We start from the raw sequence: 17,796 nt of genomic DNA on the forward strand, positions 1-17,796 counted from the left end.
ACTCACCTGGAAGGCTGGTTCTACTTGTCGGCGTACTGGCTGAAAACGCTAGCATAGTGCTGGACACAGGTTGCCAGCGAAAACTTATTTTGCAATGCTACCGCCGTTTGCTGGTGCTGCTGGTAGAGGCTGGTATCCGTCAGGTATCGCTGCATGGCCGCCGCCAAGGCAGGTACGTTGGCTCGTTTGGTGTGTGGGTCCAGCTCAATCAGCTGCCCGGCGGCTCCCCGCGAGGCATCCAGCACAATTTCGGCCATGCCGCCCACAGCCGTAGCAATAGCTGGCTTACCGTAGAAAAGATACTCGATAACGGCCAGCGGCAATGCCTCCCCCGCAAAGTAAGAAGGCAGCAAGCCGGCATCGAAGCCCGCCACGTAGAAATCAGGATTAGGTACTCGCCCGACAAAATGAATGCGCGGCTGTTGGCCGTATTGCTGGCGTAGCTGTTCCAGATAATCACTCCCTCCTACCAGCACCAGGTGTACTTCCCGACCGGCCCGCGGCGGCAGCAGCAGAAAAGCATCAATGGCCTGTTGCCAGCCTTTTTCGGCAATACCCCGTGCTACCATTCCGAACACAAAAGCAGCGGGGGCGATGTGCAGTTCCTGCCGCATCTGCCGGCCATCAGGCAAAGCATCTACCCGAATACCGTTTGGAATAGTCACAATGGGGGGTAGTGCGGGAAGCGCCTGACGCAGGCTGTTGCTGCAATAGTCAGACACAGCCACAATTGCCCGCGCCTGCTGCAGGATAGGGGCGAACTCGCGGCGTCCTGCCCGGGCAAACATGGTGTACTCGCCGTGTTCCGTAATGATGAAAGGAATCTGCGTGGCCGCTACCACCGGAACACATAGCCGGTCGGAGTACGTCGCATGACTGTTGAGCAGTTCAATCTGATACTTTTTCAGGCAGGCCCGCAGATAGGCCTGCTGAGCCCGCTCGTAGAGAGAAAACCTCAGGCCGAGGCGTTGGCCAATGGCATTGAGCTTGTAGGCCCAGAAGCTTCGCCACGGCCGGTCGGCCATCGATACCACCCGTACCTGCGGCGGCAGCAGCCGGCGCACGAGCTCCTCATCTACCAGCTCCGCCCGCTGGTTGAAAACAGTGACCTCATGACCTAACCTGGCTAAACCAGCTGCCAGGTTCATGGCCAAGATTTCGCCGCCGCCAACTTGCAGAGACCAGGTAGCAATAAGTATTCTCATTAGTATCTATTTCTGAACCTGTTCAGTCTTCTGGAATCCCTTGCAGAGCCTAACCCCTCTTCCCCAAAAGCCAAGACAGATGCTTTGCGCCCAGTTGTGAGACTTGCCGGCAGCCAGCTATCCGCGGCTGTTTTCCGTTACAGCTGCTTTTCGTTACACATGCCGCTCAACCAGCTCATCATAAGTATGCACTGCCACAATCTGTCCATTCTTCAGCTCATAAATCCGGTCGCACTGGCGTAGGGTAGTAATCCGATGCGCAATAATCAGGATGGTGATATCCGTGGCGGAAAGCTTGTTGATGGCTTCGCTGACTTCTTTCTCTGTCTGCGTATCCAGCGCACTGGTTGCTTCATCCATCACCAGAATCTGCGTTTGCTTATACAGGGCGCGGGCAATGCCAATGCGCTGGCGCTGCCCGCCCGAAAGGCGGGCCCCGCGCTCACCCGATACAGTGTCCAGCCCTTCGGGCAGCGTCGCAACAAAATCGGCCAGTGAGGCCTGCTCCAGCGCATATTGCAGCCGCTGGGGGTCAGGGTTAGCTTCGCCCAACGTAATATTATCGCGGAGCGAGGCCTGCATCAGAAAGGTATCCTGCTTCACATAACCTACCAGCTCGTGCCAGGCCTGCGTATTCTCCAGCTTAAGTGGCACTCCGTCTACCCTGATTTCGCCCGCCTGCTGGGTATAGAAACGTAGCAGCAGGTTCATCAGTGTGGTTTTACCCGACCCCGAACTGCCGATAAACCCGATTTTCGCGCCTTTCTTCACTGTAAAGCTCACCCCCTGCAACACGGGAGTGGTACTGCCGGGAAAAGCGAAAGAGATGTTACGAAACTCTACCTGGTGCTGGAAGGAAATTGCCGGCTGCTGGGCGACCAGGTGCTCCTGCCACTCCGGCTCCTCATAAGCGTCCAGCGCTTCCAGCGTGTATAAATGCTGCTTCATCGTGACCATGCTGGCCAGAATCCGGTTCACCGACGGCATCAGCTTGTAAGCCGCCGCCGCAAATAGCCCTACAATGGTAATCAGATTGGTTTGGTCGGCCGAAAATAGCAGCGAGTAAATAATGATGGTGCTGACAGCCAGAATTGACACCATCTCGATAATACGCACCGGCAGCAATCCGTAAACGTAGCCCTTGGCGTCCAGCGCCTGCATTATTTGCTGGTTGTCGTTGATTCGCTCCCGGAATAAGGGCAGCTTATTGGCCAGCTTCAATTCGACGTAACCCGAGAAAGTATCACTCACAATTCCGTAAGCCTTAGGCGCCTGCAGGTCGCGCTGGTGGCCCAGCTCCTGGGAGCGAGTACGTAGTACTTTATATGTGACAAGTGCCGTCGGCACAAGCGTGACGCCCAGAATTACGAACAGGATAGGCTGATAAAACAGGATACCTAGCACTACAATCACCACAATCACAATTTCGGAAAGCAACACGAATACCTGCCGGATGATGCCGTTCAAGTAGGCATTGGGCACCGTCAACACCTCATTCACTACCTCAAAAGTGCCGATTTCCTGAAATTTCCAGAATGGTAGGCCAGTGTATTTGATAAACTGGCTGTCAATAATCTTTAGGGCTAGATCGGCCGTAAACCGCACCTGCGCGTAATTTATCCAGCTGATAAACAAATTTTTCACAATAAAAAACAAAAAGATGGCTACAATAGCCGCAATAAAAAAGGCGGTTTCATTTTGGAATCCGCCCGCATTATATAGAAAGGCCGACCACCGATGCTCCATAATATCCCCTGGCTTGGACGCCAGGGTAACTACCGGAATCAGCGAGGCGAGCCCGAATACATCCAGAAAGGAGGTAAATACCTGCAGCAGGAACATAAGCAATGCCCGTTTTTTCTCTGCTGGAGATAAATAGCGCAGAATGCTACCTATAGCCGCTGCTAAAATATTCTGTTTTGGCATTTGCAACTGCAAGCTATCTATGCTTCGCTTTTAAAGATGTTTATTCGTGTATCTTCGTTTTTCACGGTGTTCAAGCCGAAAGAGTATAAAGTAGATACCCTAAGCATGCAGTTGAACTTATTGTATTCTAAGTCGCTCGTGATGAGACAACTTAAATCCTCAAGCCAACAATTATAATAGTATTTTTTTTATCACATAAAGTTGTTCTACGTTCCCCTAACGGCGGCCCAGCCACCGCTGTAGTTGCGTCACCTGCCTTCCGGTTACCCCCAGCTTTGCGAGCATATATAGTCCCCAGCTCTTCAACGAACGGTCATCCTGCCAACGTATTTTCAGCCAATGCGCTGCCTGCGGACTGCCGATTTGATAAAGCAGTTCTGAACGCAGGCGCGTTTGAGCAATAATAGCAGCGTCGGCTTGCTGACTAAAGCCGCGCTGACGGTTTAGTAGCAATAACGAACCTTCTTCCATCTGCCGTTTGCGCGTATCAAAAACGGCGTTGGCATGACGACGATACCGGGCACTGATTGTAGGAGAGTATTTGAATTTATATATTTTAGCTAAGCGCAACCACATGTCCCAATCCTCAAACGGCAGGGTTTCATCATACAGTCCCACCTTCTCGTAGCATGAGCGTCGCACCAACGTACTCATTGCAGCCACTACGCACGAATTGAGTAAAGTGAGGTAAGTATCCTCGGGATGAGGTATTGCAAAGTCATCCGGTTGTGGAATCTTCTGCCCCTCACTGTTCATAAACTCAATGGCGCTGGTAATAACTCCTACTTCAGGGGGGGCCTGAAGTAATAAAGGTACCTGCACGGCTAATTTATCAGGTAGATACACGTCATCGGAGCCGATAATGCAGATAAACTCCCCTCGGGCATTAGTTACTACATCGTTGCATACACGGCAAACCCCTAGATTAGTGTTATGGAGAATCAGGCGTCCATTTACATCAGGGTATTCAGCTAACCAATTTTCTGCTACTTCTACTGAATTATCGGATGAAGCATCGTCTACAATGATTAGTTCCACATATTGGTACGTCTGTAAGCGAATGCTCTCCAACGTTTCACGCAGATATGGCCCATTGTTATATGACGCGACTCCAACTGTAACTAATGGTAAATTCATCGAAATCTATACTAGAATTAGTCCTGCTTCAGTTTCACGGTAGCTACGTTTACCATCAGCGGAGCGCCATTCTCCTTCTTCGTTTGCGGATAGTTTCTCACCAATCTCATCTACCCAGCCGTATTGCTTAGCAGGATTACCATACACCAAAGCGTAGTCTTTTACGTCGCGAGTAACCACGGACCCGATACCAGTCATAGCGTAACGCCCGATGGTGATACCAGCCAGAATAGTACTATTGGCGCCTATTGACGCTCCTTCCCTAAGGAAGGTTGGGGTTAATTGATAGTTCTTGTTCTTACTACGTGGCCGCAAGTCGTTAGTGAACACAACATTTGGACCTAGGAAAACATTATTATCAATTTCTACTCCACTCCATATATAAATCCCACTTTTTAAAGTAACATTGTCACCAATCTTTACTCGACTCTCAATAAAGCAGTGGTCACAAATGTTACAGTTGGCCCCGATAAGTACGTTTGGCATAATATGGACGAATGCCCAGATAGTGGTGCCAGTTCCTATAGTAGTAGTATCTACTATTGAAGATGGATGAACATAAAAACCGTTTTGGCCCATTGTATTTTATTTTGAAGCTAGTCTTTTAAACTCATCATAATCCCTGATATATTCTTCTTCAGTGTATTCCAAAGAAGCCAGACACATTAGCACTGCATCAGGTGAAAACTTTATGGTACGCCAATAATGCCGAGGAATATACAAACCCAAACCCGGTCGATTCAAATGATAAATCGTTTGCTGACCATACACGCTTTCTAAAGTAAATTCAATAGTGCCGGCTACTGCAAAAATTATTTGCTCTAGTTCCCGATGTGCATGATGCCCTCTAATTACGTCTTCAGCAACACTGTATGTCCAATACACTCGCTGTATGCAAAAGGGTAAAGCACTATTTGCTGCTACTGTCATGAAACCAGTAGTGGGGTCACCTAATTGAGAGAACTCAATAAGTCTGGGTTGCATTGTGGCTAACGAATCCATCGCTAATCGAAGTAAGAGCGAACAGCTTCGGCTACCTGTACAACTTGCTCTTCCGTCATTCCTGGCCACATGGGCAGGCTCAGGCTGGTAGCGGCCAGTTCCTCAGCAATGGGGAAAGCTCCTTTCCTGATGTTCATGTGCGCATAGGCCTGCTGCTGGTGCGGTGGTACGGGATAGTGGATAAGGGTACCGATACCGGCGGCCGTTAAGTGCTCCTGCAGCGCATCCCGCCGGGCAGTGCGCACCACATACAGATGGTACACATGGGTGCTGCCAAGAGCCGCAACCGGTAGCTGCAACCCTTCAATCCCGCGCAGGTGGGTGTCATACCAGGCGGCCACCTGCTGACGCTGGCGCGTCCATTCGGGCAGATAGCCTAGCTTAACCGACAATACCGCGGCCTGCAATTCATCCAGGCGGGAGTTGTAGCCGACCACCTCGTTGTAGTATTTCTGCTGCGAGCCGTAATTGCGCAGCACCCGCAGCTTCTGGGCTACTCCCTCATCGTTGGTGGTTACGGCCCCGGCATCACCTAAAGCCCCCAGGTTTTTGCCGGGGTAGAAGCTTGTGCCATTGGCGGCCCCGAAGCTGCCCGTCAGTTGGCCGTGCGCGGTTGCCCCCTGGGCCTGGGCGTTGTCTTCTATCACCAGCAGCTGGTGCCGCTGCGCAATTTCCATGATTGCCCGCATTTCGCAGGCCTGGCCGTACAGGTGCACGGGCATAATAGCCCGCGTGCGGGGCGTGATGGCGGCCTCAATCAGCCGCGGATCGAGGTTGTAGGTAATGGGGCTGGGCTCGACCGGCACCGGCACCGCCCCCACATACGACACTGCCAGCCAGGTGGCGATATAGGTATTGGAAGGCACAATTACTTCATCACCAGCCCCGATGCCCAAGGCTACCAGCGAGAGGTGCAGCGCATCCAGCCCATTCGCAACTCCTACGCAGTAGCCGGCGCCACTGAATTTGGCATAGGCGGCTTCGAAGTCACGGACGCTTTGCCCGAGCACGTACCACTGAGAATCATACACGCGGCCTACTGCCTCCAGTATTTCTTCCCGGATGGGCTGGTGTTGCGGGGCAAAGGAAAGGAAAGGTACTTGCATAGCGTTGCTGGAGCGAAGCCACAAAATTAGGCAATGTTCGGCACTACACTGCGCAACTATCTTCGTTGGCTAAGTTAGCAGGTGCGGAACAGGAAAGCTACTCGCTGATTAGGCCCTTTCATCGGGCCTTCTGCAAAACAGGCTTTGCCACTTACGGGCAGTGAACATGTCTGGAACAAAGTGCCGGCTTTGTTCCAGACATGTTCGCGTCTGAAGCAGCAATTCGTATCGGGCCAAAAGAGCATGCGGCATGGCCGCAGCGGTTACCCCCGGCCCAGCTTACGCTTGACGAGCCGCCATACGGCTCCGACTTCGGGGTAATTGAAATAGGTTTCCAGCATACGGCTGCGCAGCAGCTGCCCCAGGGCTTTGCGGGTCAGCGGTTTGGGCAGGTAGCGTCCCTGCCCTGCCCGGGGCGACTGCCGCAGGTAGTGCGGGTACAGGAAGCGCAGCTTGTTTTCGCAGGCCCGGTGCCAGGGCTTGTTGCGGCCATTGAAGTGAATAATAACTTTGTCGGCCAGAAAATTCTGGTAATCCCGCCTGGCCAGGTTGGGCGGAATATAGGCTTTCATCAGGTTGTAGCGCTTATCCAGCCGGTGCCAGCCACCAGCGAAGACTACATTGAGGGCATCCTGGTCGTGGTAGTCGAGTTTGGCAGCCAACCGACGGATCACCTCAATGGCCCGCTCGCTGATGCGCTGAGCCCGCCAACGCGGCATATCCATCAGCAACAGGCCCGAATTAAAATAATCGTCCATATCGGCAATACCGATTTCGGCGCGCGAAGGCATCTCGGTATCCAGTACAGCTCCCACAGCCACCCCGCCCAAATCTGTCTGGTACAGCTCCAACAGGTTGCCGACGACCAGCATATCAACGTCCATATAAAGCAGCCGATCGATGTCCTGCGGAATCAACCGGGGGAAAAACAGCCGATAATAAGCAGCCAGCGTGATGTAGGCCTCCGGCTCATCGGGGCCGGGTACAGGAAAGCCCTGCGTGACGTCAGCATTCAGTTCATAGAAACACATGTCGCCCCCTTGCTTACGGGCATAGGCTACCAATTGTGCTTTTTCCGCTGCCGGTACTCCCTTAGCAATGGCATGGACGTGGATGCGGCAATCCTGGTTGTTGGCAAATACCGAGGCCAGCAACACGTAAACCGGCATGATATAGCCTTCATCAAACGCCAGGGCTATATGCACGGCGGGGGTAATCTTTTCCATGAATACGGATGGGCGTGAGCAGCTACCACTACCCGGCAGCGCCAGCTTATTCAAGCTACGCTAGGTAACTGGCTGATTTAGGTGCAAAGGTAAAAGTACGGTAAAGGTACGCTCCACAATCAGATGCTTAGCTGAGCTCGTAGCTTTCAACTATTCGCTGGTCAAAACGCCCGATGGTTATCGGCGGCTGGTGAGCAGGCGGTGCATTGGGTGCTCCACAAATTTGTAGAGTGCAATTGCTACCAGGTTAATGATAACAAACTTACCTAGTATACTGTGGGTGACGAAATCATTAAGAAAAAAGTCGAGTATGCCTACATGTATAAGGTAGAACGAATAGGAGCTTTTGCCCAGCAGATCGAAGAATGGGGTTTCCAGCAATCTTTTCATCCAATTCTGCTCATAGAGCAGGCCCCAGAAGAGTATCACTATACCCACAGGCAGGATAGCGTTGCGCACCACATAGGAAATAGGGTTAAGCATGTGCATAACGGCTATATCAGTGGGCGTATTACGCTCTGCGTAAGCGAGAAGCGCCATGCAGAGCGCCATCCAGCTAATACCGACCCCAGTTAGCAGAAACCCTTTTTTCTGCGTGCCCGGCTTGTGACGGATATAAAGAGCCAGGCCCATGCCGGCCAGAAACTCCAGACAACGACCAAAGAATGTCCAGTCGAGCATGAAGCGAACGGAGCCAAAAAAGCCGAACAGCTGATCATGGAAGGTGGAACCGATAGCGACCAGCAGCAGCCCGACACCGAGTAGCAGGAATGGGTAGAAGAACAGGCGTCGCCAGTCGCGGCGCAACCCTAGTAACAGAAAGGGGGCGCTCAGATAAAAGCATTCTTCCACCGTCAGCGACCAGCCCTGACCAGCCATTGTGAACCGGTATCGGTCAAAAAAGCCGCGAAGAAACGTCAGATTCAGGAACACAACCCATATTTTATCCTTCAGGTTGTAGAACTTCCATAAGCGTGAAGGGTCGTAGCCGGCGTTTATAGTCGTGCCGATCAAGGTAGCAATAGTCACCAGAAAGTACATGGGGTATATACGTGCTACCCGGTTCCGGATGTAGCGGCGCGCCCATTGCCAGTTCAGCGCAATGCTCTGCTCGTAGCGCACCGCAATGAGAAACCCGCTAAGCACAAAAAACACGGAAACACCGATTGATAAGGCTCCAAAAAAAGGAGCCAGATATCGTTGCGTCAGTCCTCCCAGCCCTTCACCAAGGAAAGGGTTATCGTGCGAGAGAAAAACCATGTAGGCTGCAATGGCACGTACCCCGGTCAGAACGGGAAAGTACTGTTTTGCTGCTGACGCCGCCACCGTTTTATCGGTAATATCAATTGTCACTTTTAGAATTTTTCAAATACAAGAAATACGTAGCAGCTCGGAGTATACCCGGCTACCTTTATCGACGAGCTGAGCAGCAAAGGTCTCGTTTTTATTGGGTAGCACCAACAGCAGATCCGATAATTTACTTCCATAGGTAGGTGCGCACGGATTGCGGGACGCTGAGGCTGCTGCTCCCGCAATGAGATTTTAGCTTTTTGTAGCATTCAAAAAAATCTCATTCGCGAATGCTACGAAAATCTTGTGGTTCGTTCTATAGCGGTTTCACGGACAGCTTATCCTTTTCTGCTGCTTTGCGTAGGGTAAGGTATGCAACCTTACTCACTTGATTTACGCACCCGCGTGGCCGCCGCTTGTGCGCAGCCCGGCTCGCGCCAGCAGCAGGTCGCTGAGCGCTTCGGCGTGAGCGTCTCGTTCATTAAAAAGTTGCGCCACCAGCAGCGGGCCACCGGCTCATTGGCCCCCAAGCCGGCCAGCGGTGGCCCGGCCCGCCTCATTTCGCCCGCCGAGCAGGCCTGGCTCGTCGCCTACGTAGGCCAACACGCCGATGCCACGCTGGCCGAGTTGAACGCCGCCTGGCAGGCCGAGTTTGGCCGCCCGGTGGGCCAGACCAGCATTTGGAACGTGCTCAACGAGCACGGCTTACGCCGAAAAAAAAAGTAAGCACGCCACCGAGCGCGACACGGAGCGCGTGCGCGCGGCGCGGGCCGAACACGTTGAAACCGTTTGTACACGGCCCGATGTGGCCCGCTTCCATTTTCTCGACGAGACGGGCCTGCGCCTGCACTATTGCCGCCACTATGCCCGGGCGAAAGGCGGACAGCGCGTGGGCCAGCCCGTGCCGCTGACCAGGGGCCGCTCGTTGACGCTGATCGGGGCGTTGTCGGTGCGGGGTTTGGGGGCGGTGCAACTGCTGGAGGGCGGCCTGAACTACGTGAATTTTGCCTGGTACGTGACCGAGTGTCTGGCCCCCACGTTGCGGCGGGGCGATGTGCTGGTGCTCGATAACGCATCGGCCCATAAACTTAGTGGGGTAAAACAGTGGCTAGCCGGGCGGGGCGTGGAACTGCTGTTTCTGCCGCCCTACTCGCCCGACTTCACCCCCGTCGAGCAGGCTTGGAGCAAGCTCAAAACCAAGCTGCGCGCCGCTCAGGCCCGTACCCGCGAGGCGCTCGAGCAAGCCGTGCAGCAGGCCATCAGCTGGATTACGAGCCAGGATGCGCGCAACTGGTTTGACCATTGCGGCTATCATACCCAACCCGCCCAATGACGGGATAAACTGTTCTCGAAACCGCTATAGGGGCACGATGCCGCAGAAAGCCATTCCATCCACTACGTTAGCCGCCGCCGTGCGCGGGCACTTGGCCTTATCGCAGGAGCAGCTGGCCGCTTATCTGGGGATTTCGCGGGGGCAGGTAGCACATGAAGAGGCGGGGCGGCGGCCCTTGCGGGGTGAGGCGGCCCGTTTGCTGCGGGAACTGGCCGCGCAACTGCCCCCGGCGCTGGGTTCGGCCGACGAATTGCCGGCCAATGCCCTCCATTCGGCAGCCCTGGCTCCCGCGGCTGCCCTCATAATACGGCGGCAGCTGGCAAAATGCCGTTGGCAGCTGGCTAATCTGCGGGTACAGATCAGCGGCGATGAAGCCCGCGTGGCGCTGGCCCACCGCTGGCAGGCGCTGGCGGATACTGACGGGCCGGCAACAACGCCTGCCGACGGAGTGAGTAGCCCGGAAGCGGCGGCTATACGGCGCCAACGGCTGCTGCGCGGGTGGGCCACCGTTGCCGCCGATGCGCTGGCGCCTGCCGCCGTGGCCAAGCGGGCGCTGCTGGCCCTGCGCAGCCAACTGCTGATGGCGGAAATAAGGACACTGGAAGAACTGCTGGCCGGAGCCGCCGCCGCTTAGCCGGAGCCGAAAAAATAAAGCCTAACTGGACATGAGCCCGATGCAGCTATTTAGTGAGATTGGCTGTCATCCTGAGCCTGCGAAGGACCTATCCAGAAGCTAACCTCAGACAATAGTTCCTATATATATAGCAATTTCCGAGTCAGTTTACTGGGTGTAGCAACCTGAATACCACTATGGCGGTTTCGTGAACGGTATGTCCAGCCCTATGTAGAGACGCATATTTGCGTCTCGTCGTTGAACGGTAACACACCAACGGCGCGGGCGACAAGACGCAAATATGCGTCTCTACATACTGGACATACCGTTCACGAAACCGCTATATAGATCCTTCGCAAGCTCAGGATAGCAGTCTTGCCGACTTTCTGAACAGCCGCAATACTACCAATTAACCGGCTGACGTTAAGGGGTTAAATAGCCTATTTTTTCACCTCTTTCCCTCATTCATCATGGAGTACACCGTAAATGCCCTGACCACCGTGGCCGACTGCGACAAGCTGCTGGTTGAAGACGAAAGCGACCTGAAAGCGCTCCGGCACCGGGCCACCAACCTAGATTACGCCCGCGACTCGACCAGCGAGGCAACTACCGAAACGCAGGCCACGCTGGCCGGCCTCGACGCCGAGATTCAGGCTCTCACCTCCGTTATCCTGACACTGGCTGAAGGCACGAAGGCCCGCAAAAACAGCGAGATTGACCTGCGCACCGCTACCTACCGACGGGCCCGCCTCACCGACAAGCAGGAGGCCCGCGGCCCGGTAGCCCTGCTCACCCACGAGCGGGACCTGGCCGAAACCGAGGCGCAGGACGAGGCTTTCATCAGTGCTATAACTGCCCGTAAAACTAGCTTGTAGAGTTTGCTTTATAATAAAATCGTCCGCCCCGAATTCCATCGAGGCGGACGATTTTTTGTAGAATTAACTTTAGCAAAGTGCCTTAAATGAATGATGATATAGCTTGGCGAACAAACCATAGCTCCCAGAGCTAAAGCTCTGGGCTAATTAGCTCTAGGATACATGGTTCGCGAAGCCGCTATATTATTTAGTGTATTTTCAGAAACTCCGCGGGGTATTATCCACTTTGCCGGCCATTACCTCGCTTACGTGTTCTTTGAAGAATTCCAGCGTCCGGCGCAGGCCCTCGGCGCGGTCTACTTTCGGCTCCCAGCCCAGAATTTCGCGGGCCTTGGTGATGTCGGGCTTGCGCTTCATGGGGTCGTTCTGGGGCAGTTCCTGGTAGGTGGGCTGGAACTCCACGTTCATCAGGCGCGCGATTTCCTCGCCGAACTCCTTAATGCTGATTTCGTCGGGGTTGCCGATGTTGACGGGCAGCGCGTAGTCGCTCAGGAGCAGTCGGTAGATGCCCTCCACCAGGTCGTCCACGTAGCAGAACGAGCGGGTTTGCGAGCCGTCGCCGAATACCGTGAGGTTCTCGCCGCGCAGGGCCTGGCTCAGGAAGGCGGGCAGTACCCGGCCGTCGTTGAGGCGCATGCGCGGGCCGTAGGTGTTGAAGATGCGGACAATGCGCGTCTCCAGCCCGTGGTGGTTGTGGTAAGCCATAGTAATTGCTTCCTGGAAACGCTTGGCCTCGTCATAGCAGCCGCGCGGGCCGACCGGGTTCACGTTGCCAAAGTACTCTTCTACCTGCGGGTGGATTTCGGGGTCGCCGTACACTTCCGAGGTACTGGCAATCAGCACGCGGGCTCCCTTCACCCGGGCCAGGCCCAGCAGGTTGTGGGTGCCGAGCGAACCTACTTTCAGGGTCTGAATTGGGATTTTAAGGTAGTCGATGGGCGAGGCCGGCGAGGCAAAGTGCAGAATGTAATCGAGCTTGCCGGGCACGAACACGAACTTGCTCACGTCGGCGTGGTGAAACTCAAAGCTTTCGTTGCCGAACAGGTGCTCAATGTTGGCTAAATCGCCGGTGATGAGGTTGTCCATGGCAATGACATGGTAGCCCTCGGCCAGAAACCGGTCACATAGATGAGAGCCTAGAAAACCGGCCCCGCCGGTGATAAGTACACGCTTTTTTTCTTCGGACATGTTGATAGGACTTGCAAGCCTTAAGCTGCAGACTTTTTTGCTTGGTGAGTAAGAAGGCCGGACTGGTAGCTTACAATTTGGTGCTTGCAGCTTCCTCCAAGTGCGCCGTGCGAATGCCGATGCAATGGTAGGCGAAGCCTAGCTGCTCCAGTTCCTGCTTGTCATAGATATTACGACCATCAAAGATGACTTTCTGCTTCATCAGGCGGCTCACGACGGTGAAGTTGGGTACCCGGAACTCGGGCCACTCGGTTACAATCAGCAGCGCATCAGCGTCGATGAGAGCTTCCATTTGGTCTTCGGCGTAGGTAATCCGGTCGCCAAGCGAGTGCTTGGCTTCCTCCACGGCTACCGGGTCGTAGGCCGATACACTGCAGCCCTCGGCCAGCAGCTTCTCGATGATAACCAGCGAGGGAGCTTCGCGCATATCGTCGGTTTTGGGCTTGAACGACAAACCCCAGACGGCCATCTTTTTGCCCTTCAACTCGCTGCCGAAGTGCTTCTTTACCTTATTGAACAGCACCTCTTTCTGGCCCTCGTTCACGCTTTCTACCGCCTGCAACACCTGCATTTGGTAGCCGTTTTCCTGGGCCGTTTTGATAAGCGCCTTCACATCCTTGGGGAAGCAGGAGCCGCCGTAGCCGATGCCGGGGTAGATGAACTTGGGGCCGATACGGGCGTCGGAGCCGATGCCGCGGCGTACCATGTTCACGTCGGCGCCCATGATTTCGCACAGGTTGGCGATGTCGTTCATGAACGAAATCTTGGTGGCCAGCATCGAGTTGGCCGCGTACTTCGTCATTTCGGCCGACGGGATATCCATGAAGATAATCGGGTGGCCGTTGAGCAGGAAAGGCTTGTAGAGGCGGCTCATCACGTCCTCGGCCCGCTCGGAAGCCACGCCCACCACAATGCGGTCGGGCTTGAGGAAATCATCAATAGCGGCACCTTCCTTAAGGAATTCAGGGTTGGAGGCCACGTCGAAGTCAATGTCAGCCCCGCGCTTTTCCAGAGCCTGCTCAATTTCGTGGCGCACCTTGGCCGCCGTGCCCACCGGCACCGTGCTTTTGGTTACAATAACGCCGTAGGAACTCATGTTTTCGCCGATGCCGCGGGCTACGGCCAGCACGTACTTCAGGTCGGCCGAGCCGTCTTCGCCGGGAGGGGTACCGACGGCAATGAAAGCTACGTCGCAGTCCTTGATAGCTGCGCCCAGGTCGGTGGAAAAGTGCAGCCGGCCAGCTTCCACATTGCGGGTCACCATCTCCTCCAGTCCCGGCTCGTAGATAGGCAGAATACCTTGGCGCAGGTTGTCGATTTTACGCTGGTCGATATCAATGCACGTAACGTCAATGCCCACCTCGGCAAAACAAGTGCCCGTGACTAGGCCCACGTAGCCGGTACCTACAACTGCAATTTTCATATAATTAAGTTCGGTTGATCAGATTTATCTTTTGAAGGTGCAAAGTTACGCTATTGCAGAAAGTCAGCAGCTTAGCAGACTTACGCCATCCACTTCTTCCACCACCACTGGAACACGATGAGGGCCCAGATGCGGGCGTGCACGTCGCCGGGGCTGCTGGAGAAGAGCTGTTTTTTGAGTTGCTGAACGGCTTCTACGTCGAAGATACCCTGGGCCTCGATGAAGCCGTCGGAGAGCAGGTCGTCCTCGATGAGGGGACGTAGCTCGCCGCGGAACCACTTGAGCAGGGGCACTTCGAAGCCGTGTTTGGGGCGCTTGTAGAGCTCTTCGGGCAGCATCGGGCGGAAGGCGTCCTGCACGATTTTCTTCTTCATGTTCGCGTCAATCTTGCTGCTCACGGGCAGCGAGAAGGCGAAGCGCACCACGTTGGGGTCGAGGAAAGGCGGGCGCACTTCCAGCGAGTTGGCCATGCTCATCATGTCCACCTTGGCGAGCATGTCGTAGGGCAGCACCATGCGCGTATCGGTGAGCAGCACCTCGTTCAGGTCGCCGCCGGCGTGCAGGCCGCCGAGCAAGTCGCGGCGGCGGCGCTCGTACAGCTTCTTGCCGATTTTGCGGCGGGCGGCACGGCTCAGCAGGTTGCGGGCGTCCTTTTCAGAGGCAAACGAGGCCCAGTCCCAGTACCGGTCTTTAGGGCCGCTGAGCATGCCGCGCGAGAAGCGCTGAAACTGCCGCACTTTGTTGCCGAAGTACGAGTTGCGCGACTTGGGCAGCACCTGCCAGAGCATGTCGAGACCCGCCACGGCTTCGGCCTTAAAGCCGCCCTGGCGCACCTGAAACTCGCCCATGTGCTTGTTGTAGCCCGCAAACAGCTCGTCGGCACCGTCGCCACTCAACGCCACCGTGGCCTTTTCGCGGGTGCGCTTGCTGAGGATGTACACGGCCAGCGCCGAGGAATCGGCAAACGGCTCGTCGAGGTAGTTGAGCACATCGAAGATGTGGTCGTAGAGGTCCTGGTTGCGGAGCGAGAAAACTGTGTGGTTGGTTTTGTAGCGCTCGGCTACCAGTTGGGCGTACTTGGTTTCGTCGAAGAACGGCTCGTCGGCGAAGCCGATGCTGAACGTGTTCAGGTGGGGCGTGTGACGGGTAGCCAGCGCCACGACCACGCTCGAATCGATGCCGCCGCTCAGGAAAGCGCCCACGGGCACGTCGGCCACGAGGCGACGGGCGGTGGCTTCATCGAGCAGCTCGACCAGCTTGGCCTGCTGCTGCTCGTAGGTGAGCTTGTTCTTCTCGACCTTTTTGGGGTCGTAGGGAATTTTGTACCACTGCTTGCGCACCACCTTGCCATCCTTGATGAACAGGTAGTGACCGGGCAGCACCTTCTTCACCCCTTTGAAAATAGTGGCCGGGCCCGGAATGTAGTTGAGCTGCAGGTACTGGCTCAGCGAAGTATAATCGAGCTTACGCGGGATGCCCAGCGCCAGCAACGACTTCATCTCGGAGGCAAACAGCAGCTTGTCCTCGTCGCGGTACACGAGCAGGGGCTTTTCGCCCATCCGGTCGCGGGCCAGAAACAGCGAATCCTCCTCTTTATCATAGATGGCGAAGGCAAAGAAGCCGTTGAGCTTCTTGAGGAAGGTGCGCCCCTCGGCTATGTACAGGTGCAGAATGACTTCGGTATCGGTCTGCGAGTGGAAGGTGTGGCCTTTGTCAACCAGCTTCTGCCGCAGCTCCTGGAAGTTGAAAATCTCTCCGTTGAAGGCAATGGTGTAGCGCCCCGAGTCGTCGGTCATGGGCTGGTTACCATCGGCCGACAAATCGAGGATGGCCAGGCGCCGGAAGCCCAGACCGCAGCTGTCATAAATAAAGTGGCCCTGTGAGTCGGGGCCGCGGCTTACAATAGCGTCGGTTGAGGCGTTCAGGGAAGCCAGCGCCTGACGGCCGGCCTCAGTAAAAGCGAATACTCCGGAGATTCCACACATATGGGGGGCAAAAGTACAAACTATTGCGACGTAGGTTGACAAAAACTGTGCTCGCCCCGCGTAACCAAAGCCGTGCCGGGCTAGTACAACCCTCACAATTCAGTGGCTGGCGGCCGGCCGGTTGCCTTCCGGCTTCGGCCCAACCGTGCGGGCCCGCCGCCCCTCCCCCACTCCTTCACCCCTATTTTCCTTTTGATATGAGCCTCCAGCAAGATTTTGAAGCCGCCGCAATGCGCATCGACCGCCTGCCCGGCGAAATGGCCGCTGCCCACATGACCGAACTCTACGGCCTTTACAAGCAGGCCACCGACGGCGACCACGACAGCAAGCGCGATGAAGTAGGCGACGACGAGCCCGACAACCCCAACGGCCCCAAAGGCCTCTCGCAGGGGCAGTGGGACGCCTGGAGCAAGCTCAAAGGCATGCCCCAGGATGAGGCCAGGCAGCAGTACATCAGTCGCGCCGATGAGTTGGTAAAGGAATATCAGCAGGACAAGTCCGAATCGGCACCGCATGAGGAGCTGGGCGCGCCCAAAACTGCCCAGGCCAGCCCCGTTGCGCGGGCCCAGCAGGAAGCCGGCCAGCCCCAGCAGGGCGGCCTGCGCGGTAATCTCAATGAAGGCGCGCCCTACGGCGGCGAAGACGAGTTGAAGAACCAACAGACCACGGATTAGCGCGGATTTTTTCGGATTTCACGGATTTTGTAGACGGCTCCTGGCGACGGGGGCCGTTTTCTTTTTACTTTACGTAGCTATGTAGTCTTGATTCTTAATACTTTGCCTGTGTTTAACAGGGGATTAATACTGGTCTAAATCTCTAAATCGTTAGTGAAATGCTACTTGAGAATCGACATGCCGAATTGACCAAAAGCATTATCGGCTGTGCAATGCGGGTACACCGGGAATTGGGGAGTGGATTTCCGGAAGTCATTTATCAGCGAGGCTTAGCGGTGGAGATGAAAGCTGAAAAGCTGGATTTCCAGGGCGAGGTGCATTTGCCAGTCTTTTATAAGCAAACCCCTATTGGGTCAAGAAGAGCTGATTTTTTGGTTGCCGGGCACGTATTAGTCGAGTTGAAAGCAGTGTATGAGCTGAATGAAGCACATTACGCGCAAGTGGTAAATTATCTGAAGGCTTACCGTTTGGAAGTAGCCCTACTTATTAATTTTGGTGAGGCCAGCTTAAACTTCAAGCGTTTTCTACACAGAAGCTGTTTAGGAAGTAGTCAGTCAGGCGCAAAACAGAAAAGACTCCCACAAAAGCGGGAAATTTGAGGTGCGACCCATCTCCTTTCCCTCCCTCATGGAAGTCTTGAGCAAAGATATAATTACCCGCTGGATACTGCCCTTGTTGCCGGCCCGTGCTGGTGGCCGCCGCGCAAGCGTCGACCTGGCTGAGGTGGTGGGCGCCATCTGCTACAAGCTCAAAACAGGCTGCCAGTGGCGCTGGCTGCCCGTAAAAGCCTTGTTCACCGGCGAGCCGCTGAGC

The 17,796-nt window shown here is 55.2% G+C and carries 18 protein-coding genes; 7 read left to right on the forward strand and 11 right to left on the reverse strand.

Features of this window, described 5'->3' with window-relative positions; translation table 11 throughout:
* Positions 1-20: 20 nt before the first annotated feature.
* From H145_RS0108825 to H145_RS0108855, 8 genes are all read right to left on the reverse strand, one after another.
* On the reverse strand, positions 21-1,205 hold the full coding sequence (locus H145_RS0108825) for a glycosyltransferase family 4 protein (RefSeq protein WP_019947782.1): 1,185 nt from the start codon (positions 1,203-1,205) through the stop codon (positions 21-23).
* A 153-nt stretch (positions 1,206-1,358) separates the two neighbouring features.
* Complete coding sequence (locus H145_RS0108830) at positions 1,359-3,131, reverse strand: ABC transporter ATP-binding protein (protein WP_083937732.1); 1,773 nt, start codon at positions 3,129-3,131, stop codon at positions 1,359-1,361.
* A gap of 216 nt (positions 3,132-3,347) precedes the next feature.
* Entirely contained in the window at positions 3,348-4,268 is a 921-nt protein-coding gene (locus tag H145_RS23270) for a glycosyltransferase (protein WP_071595154.1), read from the reverse strand.
* A gap of 6 nt (positions 4,269-4,274) precedes the next feature.
* On the reverse strand, positions 4,275-4,847 hold the full coding sequence (locus H145_RS23275; RefSeq protein WP_071595155.1) for an acyltransferase: 573 nt from the start codon (positions 4,845-4,847) through the stop codon (positions 4,275-4,277).
* A gap of 6 nt (positions 4,848-4,853) precedes the next feature.
* Positions 4,854-5,270 carry a sugar 3,4-ketoisomerase gene (locus H145_RS23280; RefSeq protein ID WP_083937733.1) on the reverse strand — a complete coding sequence of 139 codons (417 nt, stop codon included), beginning with the start codon at positions 5,268-5,270 and terminating at the stop codon, positions 4,854-4,856.
* A gap of 2 nt (positions 5,271-5,272) precedes the next feature.
* Positions 5,273-6,376 carry a DegT/DnrJ/EryC1/StrS family aminotransferase gene (locus tag H145_RS0108845; RefSeq protein WP_019947785.1) on the reverse strand — a complete coding sequence of 368 codons (1,104 nt, stop codon included), beginning with the start codon at positions 6,374-6,376 and terminating at the stop codon, positions 5,273-5,275.
* A gap of 263 nt (positions 6,377-6,639) precedes the next feature.
* On the reverse strand, positions 6,640-7,602 hold the full coding sequence (locus H145_RS0108850; RefSeq protein ID WP_019947786.1) for a glycosyltransferase family 8 protein: 963 nt from the start codon (positions 7,600-7,602) through the stop codon (positions 6,640-6,642).
* A gap of 177 nt (positions 7,603-7,779) precedes the next feature.
* Positions 7,780-8,955 (reverse strand): acyltransferase family protein, encoded by a 1,176-nt coding sequence (locus H145_RS0108855; RefSeq protein WP_019947787.1) that lies wholly within the window; start codon positions 8,953-8,955, stop codon positions 7,780-7,782.
* A gap of 309 nt (positions 8,956-9,264) precedes the next feature.
* Between H145_RS0108855 and H145_RS20605 the strand changes: the two genes are divergently transcribed.
* The 4 genes from H145_RS20605 to H145_RS0108875 all read left to right on the forward strand — a co-directional run bounded on the left by H145_RS20605 (position 9,265) and on the right by H145_RS0108875 (position 11,713).
* A complete protein-coding gene (locus H145_RS20605) occupies positions 9,265-9,618 on the forward strand; it encodes a helix-turn-helix domain-containing protein (RefSeq protein WP_157541387.1) in 354 nt (117 codons plus the stop codon).
* Between the two features lie 28 nt (positions 9,619-9,646).
* Positions 9,647-10,225 carry an IS630 family transposase gene (locus tag H145_RS0108865; protein WP_240471678.1) on the forward strand — a complete coding sequence of 193 codons (579 nt, stop codon included), beginning with the start codon at positions 9,647-9,649 and terminating at the stop codon, positions 10,223-10,225.
* Between the two features lie 37 nt (positions 10,226-10,262).
* Positions 10,263-10,859, forward strand: a complete 597-nt coding sequence (locus H145_RS0108870; protein WP_019947790.1) for a helix-turn-helix domain-containing protein — start codon at positions 10,263-10,265, stop codon at positions 10,857-10,859.
* A 449-nt stretch (positions 10,860-11,308) separates the two neighbouring features.
* Entirely contained in the window at positions 11,309-11,713 is a 405-nt protein-coding gene (locus H145_RS0108875) for a hypothetical protein (RefSeq protein WP_019947791.1), read from the forward strand.
* A 198-nt stretch (positions 11,714-11,911) separates the two neighbouring features.
* Here H145_RS0108875 and H145_RS0108880 read toward each other — a convergent pair whose 3' ends face one another.
* The 3 genes from H145_RS0108880 to asnB form a co-directional block, all read right to left on the reverse strand.
* On the reverse strand, positions 11,912-12,901 hold the full coding sequence (locus tag H145_RS0108880) for a UDP-glucuronic acid decarboxylase family protein (protein ID WP_033426046.1): 990 nt from the start codon (positions 12,899-12,901) through the stop codon (positions 11,912-11,914).
* A gap of 70 nt (positions 12,902-12,971) precedes the next feature.
* Complete coding sequence (locus tag H145_RS0108885; RefSeq protein ID WP_019947793.1) at positions 12,972-14,324, reverse strand: UDP-glucose dehydrogenase family protein; 1,353 nt, start codon at positions 14,322-14,324, stop codon at positions 12,972-12,974.
* Between the two features lie 80 nt (positions 14,325-14,404).
* The gene (gene asnB, locus H145_RS0108890; RefSeq protein ID WP_019947794.1) at positions 14,405-16,309 is read right to left on the reverse strand and encodes an asparagine synthase (glutamine-hydrolyzing); all 1,905 of its coding nucleotides are present in this window, start codon (positions 16,307-16,309) and stop codon (positions 14,405-14,407) included.
* A 197-nt stretch (positions 16,310-16,506) separates the two neighbouring features.
* Here asnB and H145_RS22720 point away from each other — a divergent pair, with 197 nt between their 5' ends.
* The 3 genes from H145_RS22720 to H145_RS25030 all read left to right on the forward strand — a co-directional run.
* Positions 16,507-16,983 carry an acyl-CoA-binding protein gene (locus tag H145_RS22720; RefSeq protein ID WP_019947795.1) on the forward strand — a complete coding sequence of 159 codons (477 nt, stop codon included), beginning with the start codon at positions 16,507-16,509 and terminating at the stop codon, positions 16,981-16,983.
* A gap of 158 nt (positions 16,984-17,141) precedes the next feature.
* Complete coding sequence (locus H145_RS20615) at positions 17,142-17,582, forward strand: GxxExxY protein (protein ID WP_019947796.1); 441 nt, start codon at positions 17,142-17,144, stop codon at positions 17,580-17,582.
* Positions 17,583-17,610: 28 nt separating this feature from the next.
* Positions 17,611-17,796 (forward strand): transposase (locus tag H145_RS25030; RefSeq protein WP_019947797.1); only part of this gene is annotated, 186 nt, incomplete at its 3' end.

Source organism: Hymenobacter aerophilus DSM 13606 (genome assembly GCF_000382225.1).
In the GTDB taxonomy this organism is placed as follows: Bacteria; Bacteroidota; Bacteroidia; order Cytophagales; family Hymenobacteraceae; genus Hymenobacter; species Hymenobacter aerophilus.

Excerpts from the sequence above, each read along its gene's own strand:
- H145_RS23280 (WP_083937733.1), bottom strand. The coding sequence starts at position 5,270 with ATGGATTCGTTAGCCACAATGCAACCCAGACTTATTGAGTTCTCTCAA.
- H145_RS23270 (WP_071595154.1), bottom strand. The coding sequence starts at position 4,268 with ATGAATTTACCATTAGTTACAGTTGGAGTCGCGTCATATAACAATGGG.
- H145_RS0108880 (WP_033426046.1), bottom strand. The coding sequence starts at position 12,901 with ATGTCCGAAGAAAAAAAGCGTGTACTTATCACCGGCGGGGCCGGTTTT.
- H145_RS23275 (WP_071595155.1), bottom strand. The coding sequence starts at position 4,847 with ATGGGCCAAAACGGTTTTTATGTTCATCCATCTTCAATAGTAGATACT.
- H145_RS0108845 (WP_019947785.1), bottom strand. The coding sequence starts at position 6,376 with ATGCAAGTACCTTTCCTTTCCTTTGCCCCGCAACACCAGCCCATCCGG.
- H145_RS0108885 (WP_019947793.1), bottom strand. The coding sequence starts at position 14,324 with ATGAAAATTGCAGTTGTAGGTACCGGCTACGTGGGCCTAGTCACGGGC.
- H145_RS0108870 (WP_019947790.1), top strand. The coding sequence starts at position 10,263 with ATGCCGCAGAAAGCCATTCCATCCACTACGTTAGCCGCCGCCGTGCGC.
- H145_RS0108825 (WP_019947782.1), bottom strand. The coding sequence starts at position 1,205 with ATGAGAATACTTATTGCTACCTGGTCTCTGCAAGTTGGCGGCGGCGAA.
- H145_RS22720 (WP_019947795.1), top strand. The coding sequence starts at position 16,507 with ATGAGCCTCCAGCAAGATTTTGAAGCCGCCGCAATGCGCATCGACCGC.
- H145_RS0108830 (WP_083937732.1), bottom strand. The coding sequence starts at position 3,131 with ATGCCAAAACAGAATATTTTAGCAGCGGCTATAGGTAGCATTCTGCGC.
- H145_RS0108875 (WP_019947791.1), top strand. The coding sequence starts at position 11,309 with ATGGAGTACACCGTAAATGCCCTGACCACCGTGGCCGACTGCGACAAG.
- H145_RS20605 (WP_157541387.1), top strand. The coding sequence starts at position 9,265 with ATGCAACCTTACTCACTTGATTTACGCACCCGCGTGGCCGCCGCTTGT.
- asnB (WP_019947794.1), bottom strand. The coding sequence starts at position 16,309 with ATGTGTGGAATCTCCGGAGTATTCGCTTTTACTGAGGCCGGCCGTCAG.
- H145_RS0108850 (WP_019947786.1), bottom strand. The coding sequence starts at position 7,602 with ATGGAAAAGATTACCCCCGCCGTGCATATAGCCCTGGCGTTTGATGAA.
- H145_RS20615 (WP_019947796.1), top strand. The coding sequence starts at position 17,142 with ATGCTACTTGAGAATCGACATGCCGAATTGACCAAAAGCATTATCGGC.